At 71.7% G+C, this 3,030-nt stretch carries 4 protein-coding genes; 2 read left to right on the forward strand and 2 right to left on the reverse strand.

The annotated features are described in order from the left end of the window. A partial coding sequence (locus ABD308_RS01895; protein ID WP_344324447.1) for an alpha/beta hydrolase occupies positions 1-669 on the forward strand: 669 nt, incomplete at its 5' end. A gap of 66 nt (positions 670-735) precedes the next feature. Here ABD308_RS01895 and ABD308_RS01900 read toward each other — a convergent pair. Together ABD308_RS01900 and ABD308_RS01905 are read right to left on the reverse strand one after the other, a co-directional pair. After that, positions 736-1,572 carry an alpha/beta fold hydrolase gene (locus ABD308_RS01900; protein ID WP_344324450.1) on the reverse strand — a complete coding sequence of 279 codons (837 nt, stop codon included), beginning with the start codon at positions 1,570-1,572 and terminating at the stop codon, positions 736-738. A gap of 98 nt (positions 1,573-1,670) precedes the next feature. Continuing rightward, positions 1,671-2,333: a hydrolase gene (locus tag ABD308_RS01905; protein WP_344324453.1), complete on the reverse strand. Its 663-nt coding sequence runs from the start codon at positions 2,331-2,333 to the stop codon at positions 1,671-1,673. Positions 2,334-2,535: 202 nt separating this feature from the next. Between ABD308_RS01905 and ABD308_RS01910 the strand changes: the two genes are divergently transcribed. Then, positions 2,536-3,021, forward strand: a complete 486-nt coding sequence (locus ABD308_RS01910) for a GNAT family N-acetyltransferase (RefSeq protein ID WP_344324456.1) — start codon at positions 2,536-2,538, stop codon at positions 3,019-3,021. The last annotated feature ends 9 nt before the right edge of the window (positions 3,022-3,030 follow it).

A 3,030-nucleotide genomic window follows, 5' to 3' on the forward strand; every position in this document is an offset into this window, starting at 1 on the left:
GGCGTCGTCGCCGAACTCCAGCGGCGCGGCCTGACCGTGCTCGCCGCCGCCAACCCGCTGCGCGGACTCGCCCACGACGCCGCCTACCTGACCTCGGTGCTCGCCGGGATCGACGGCCCCGTGGTGCTGGTCGGCCACGCCTACGGCGGCGCCGTGATCACCGAGGCCGGGACCGCCCCCAACGTCGTCGCGCTGGTCTACATCGCCGCCTACCTGCCCGAGCCGGGCGAGAGCTACCAGGCGCTCACGGGCCGCTTCACCCCCTCGCCGCTGATCTCCCGGCTGCGCCGCACCCCGTACGCCGCGGACGGCGCGGACGGCGCCGACGGCGGGGACGCGGCCGAGCTCTCGGTGCCCGGGGACTGCTTCGGGCCGTTCGTCGCCGGTGACCTCGACCCGGAGCTGGCGCGGGTCCTCGCCGTGCTGCAACGGCCCATCGCCGAACGGGCGTTGACCGACGTGCCGACCGAGGCCGCCTGGCGCGCCAAGCCGGCCTGGGCCCTGGTGACCGGCGCCGACCGCGCCCTGCCGCCGGAGGTCCAGCGCTTCACGGCCGAACGCGCCGGCGCCACCGTCCTGGAACTGCCCGACGCCTCGCACGCCGTCGCCGTCTCCCGGCCGTCGGCGGTCGCCGAGTTCATCCACGACGCCACCCGGCCGCCCGCGTGAGTCCCCTGGAACACCGCCGCCCCCGGCCCCCGTCGTACACGGGAGCCGGGCGCGGACGGGCGGCCGTTACTTCGCCAGGAAGGCCAGCAGCGCGGCGTTGACCTCGTCGGCGTGGGTCCAGAGCAGGCCGTGCGGCGCGCCCTCGATCTCCACGTAGTCGGCGGTCGGCAGCGCCTTGTGGAACTGGCGCGCGGTGGCGTCGATCGGCAGGGTGCGGTCACCGGTGCCGTGCAGGATCAGCGCGGGCACGTCGATGCGGGCGATGTCGGCGCGGAAGTCCGTGTACCAGGTGGTCGGCGCGGCCGAGGCGGCGAAGGCGCCGCCGCTCGTCGCGACGTTCCAGCTGTTGCGGACGGCCTCCTCGCTGATCCGGGTGCCGAGGTTCTCGTCCAGGTTGTAGAAGTCGTTGAAGAAGCCGGTGTAGAAGGCGAACCGGTCGGCCTTCACGGCGGCGACGATGCCGTCGAAGAACTCCTGCGGGGCGGCGCCCTCCGGGTTCTCGTCGTTCTTCAGCAGCCAGGGCTCCAGCGAGGCGAGGAAGGCGATCTTGGCGATCCGCTCGGAGCCGTACTTGGCGATGTAGCGGCCGGCCTCGCCGGTGCCCATCGAGAAGCCGACCAGCACGGCGTCCCGGAGGTCCAGGGTCTCCAGGACGGTGTTCAGGTCGGCGGTGAAGGTGTCGTAGTCGTAGCCGGTGGTCGGCTGCGAGGAACGGCCGAAGCCGCGGCGGTCGTAGGTGATGACCCGGTAGCCGGCGTCCAGCAGGGCGGCGCTCTGCCGCTCCCAGGAGGCGCCGTTGAGGGGGAAGCCGTGGATCAGGACGACCGGCTGACCGGTGCCGTGGTCCTCGTAGTAGAGCTCGATCGGAGCGGTGTTCTCCTGGCCGACGGTGATGAACGGCATGGTGAGGTCCTTTGCGCGGAGGGGTCGGGGGGCTGATCGGGCCCTGCCGCCAGGCAGCGGCAGGGCCCGATCGGGGGAGCGGCCGTGATCCGGGTCGGTCAGCCGGCGGCGTTCGGGTTGATCATCGACTTGGCGTAGAAGACACCGAGGCCGTAGGTGCCGCCGTGCTCCTGGACCAGGTCGGTCACGGCGACGTAGGTCTCGCTGCGGGCCCAGTCGCGCTGGAGCTCCAGCAGCACCTGCACCCAGGTGACCGGCACGGCGCCGGCGGCGGTCATCCGCTGCAGGGCGTGCTCGTGGGCCAGCGGGCTGACGCCGCCCGAGGCGTCGGCGACGACGTAGACCTCGTAGCCCTGGTCCAGCGCGGAGAGCGCGGGCAGGACCAGGCAGACCTCGGTCCACAGGCCGGACAGGATGATCTTCTTGCGGCCGGTCGCCTTGACGGCCTCGACCAGGGCCTCGTCCTCCCAGGCGTTCATCGAGGTGCGGTCGATGACCTCCTGGTCGGGGAAGACCGCGCGCAGCTGCGGGAGGATCGGGCCCGAGAAGGACTCGGCGGCGACGGTGGACAGGACGACCGGCACGTCGAAGATCTTCGCGGCCTTGGCCAGGCCGGTGGTGGCGTTGATGATCGCGGTGCGGTCGCCGCTGCCGGTGCCGAAGAACATCTGCGGCTGGTGGTCGACGAAGAGCATCATCGCGTTGTCGGGGGTGAGCAGGTCCGGGCTCGGGGCGGCGTGGACCGAGGCGATGTCAACCATGGGTATGTTCCTTGTCATCACGGGAAATTGACGTTACGTCAGGCGCATTTCCGGTTGCCCGGGGCGCTTACGGGAACGACGTTATTCCGGGCGGAAGGGCCGCTCTGCCCGCTCTGCGTCCGGCCGTTGTTCCGACAGCGCACGCCCGCTCCGGGGCGGAAAATCCGCGTGCCGGGGGTGGTTCGTGCGTAGCCTGTCCCGAATGGACATCCGCATCGCCTCCGACGAGGACTGGCCGGGCATCTACCCCTTCTACTCCGCGATCATGGCCGAGGGCCGGACGTACGCCTTCCCCGAGCGGCAGACCCTCGACGAGGCGAGGCCGTGGTGGATGGAGCAGCCCCCGGGGCGCACGGTCGTGGCCGTGGCGGAGGGCCGGATCGTGGGTTCGGCGAAGATGGGCCCGAACAAGCCGGGCCGCGGTTCCCACATCGGCACCGCGTCGTTCCTGGTCGACCCCGCCTGTCAGGGCCGGGGCGTCGGCCGCGCGCTCGGCGAGTACGTGGTGGAGTGGCACCGCGAGCAGGGCTACCGGGGCATCCAGTTCAACGCCGTCGTGGAGACGAACGAGTCGGCCGTTCACCTCTGGAAGTCGCTCGGCTTCGAGGTCGTCGGCACCGTCCCGGGGGTCTTCGACCACCCCGAGCACGGCTATGTCGGCCAGCACTTCATGTTCCGCCGCCTCTGAGACGGCGAA

The sequence above is a fragment of the Kitasatospora putterlickiae genome (genome assembly GCF_039527695.1).
GTDB classification, from domain to species: Bacteria; Actinomycetota; Actinomycetes; order Streptomycetales; family Streptomycetaceae; genus Kitasatospora; species Kitasatospora putterlickiae.

Excerpts from the sequence above, each read along its gene's own strand:
- ABD308_RS01900 (WP_344324450.1), bottom strand. The coding sequence starts at position 1,572 with ATGCCGTTCATCACCGTCGGCCAGGAGAACACCGCTCCGATCGAGCTC.
- ABD308_RS01905 (WP_344324453.1), bottom strand. The coding sequence starts at position 2,333 with ATGGTTGACATCGCCTCGGTCCACGCCGCCCCGAGCCCGGACCTGCTC.
- ABD308_RS01910 (WP_344324456.1), top strand. The coding sequence starts at position 2,536 with ATGGACATCCGCATCGCCTCCGACGAGGACTGGCCGGGCATCTACCCC.